At 62.7% G+C, this 1176-nt stretch carries 1 protein-coding gene and 1 pseudogene; both read right to left on the bottom strand.

What is annotated here, in order from left to right; all coding sequences use genetic code 11:
* Positions 1-527, bottom strand: a pseudogene (locus A8G15_RS26235) (hypothetical protein); the annotation flags it as partial.
* A 6-nt stretch (positions 528-533) separates the two neighbouring features.
* A partial coding sequence (locus tag A8G15_RS31535) for a hypothetical protein (RefSeq protein WP_211270250.1) occupies positions 534-1176 on the bottom strand: 643 nt, incomplete at its 5' end.

The raw sequence follows: 1176 nt of genomic DNA, 5'->3' as shown, positions 1-1176 counted from the left end.
ACTACCAGGGGCTTGACCCGTAGCCCGGTGAGGAGCATGGTCGAGATGATTGCGAGGTCTAGTTGTGGCCATGGGTGTGGCGTGAGGATCGCGGGACGGGCGATGGTGTCGATGAGTTGTGCAACGGTGTCATCGGTCAGCCCGACCGTGACTCGGGGTCGCCTTCTCGGGCGGGGGAGTATGGCCATGGGGTTGCCGGGGACCGCTCCGACGGAGACGAGGTAGTTGAAGAAGCCGTTCCAGACCGATACGACCCGGCGGACTGAGGCGGATCCGAGGTCGCGGGTGTAAGCATCGAAGGAGGCCACGAGCAGTTCGTGGTCTTGGATATTCGCGAGGGTGAGGTTCGCCGTTGGTTCGCGCTTGAGAGTGGCGATCGTATCGGTCACCACGGTCAGGTCGTGGTGGTAGGCGGCGAGAGTGGATTCCGCGGACAGTCTGATGGCGCTGGCGTGGAAGTAGTTGTCGATCCATGCGAGCAGTGACGCATCTTCGGAGGTTGTTGGCGAGCTGGTTTCGTGTGTCATCGTCGATCACGTCATCGGTGGTGTCTTTTGACGGTGCGGGCTGTCGCGTACGACTCCCGTCGGTGGGCTGGGCCAGGTGGTGTGGTTGAGGTCCTGAAGCAGGGGTAGGTGATCGACGGCCGTTCTGGCCACCGGCACGGCGCTGTCATGGCTTGGGTACTTGTTCACGGCGTGGATCGCGTCGCAGGCGGGGGAGAGGTAGTCCATGACCGACATGGCTGCAGCGCGGTGGTCGAGTCCGGGGTGACAGCGGCGGACGAGATGCTCGAGGAGTGCTGCATGTACGTCGGCATACGTGTTGTGGGGGTGAAGGAGCCGGCCGAGCAGGTCGTAATCGCAGAGTATCTGCGCGATAGCGACCGCATCAGGGTAGGTGGCGACATGCCAGGCGAGTTCGGGTGAAGTTCCGTTCGCCCTCATGTCGTGCAGTCTTGTTGCGACGGATTGCGGCGGCGGGTGTGTCGAGTAGCCATGCAAGGCTGATGCCCACGCTATGTGGGCAGGTTCTGCTCGCAGACCGTGTTCGATCAGTCTTCTCCACAGGTGCTCTGCTGCCGTGATCTCGGAGCAATGGATCTCGAACTGGGCCGCAGGAGCAGTGTTGGGCCCGCACCATCGGGAATGGCGTAGTGATCCCTCCCGGCGTTTC

Origin of the sequence: Rhodococcus phenolicus (assembly GCF_001646785.1) — a bacterium.
GTDB lineage: Bacteria > Actinomycetota > Actinomycetes > Mycobacteriales > Mycobacteriaceae > Rhodococcus > Rhodococcus phenolicus.
Note: the sequence above shows the minus strand (reverse complement) of the source record. Positions and strands in the feature narration are given on the sequence as shown.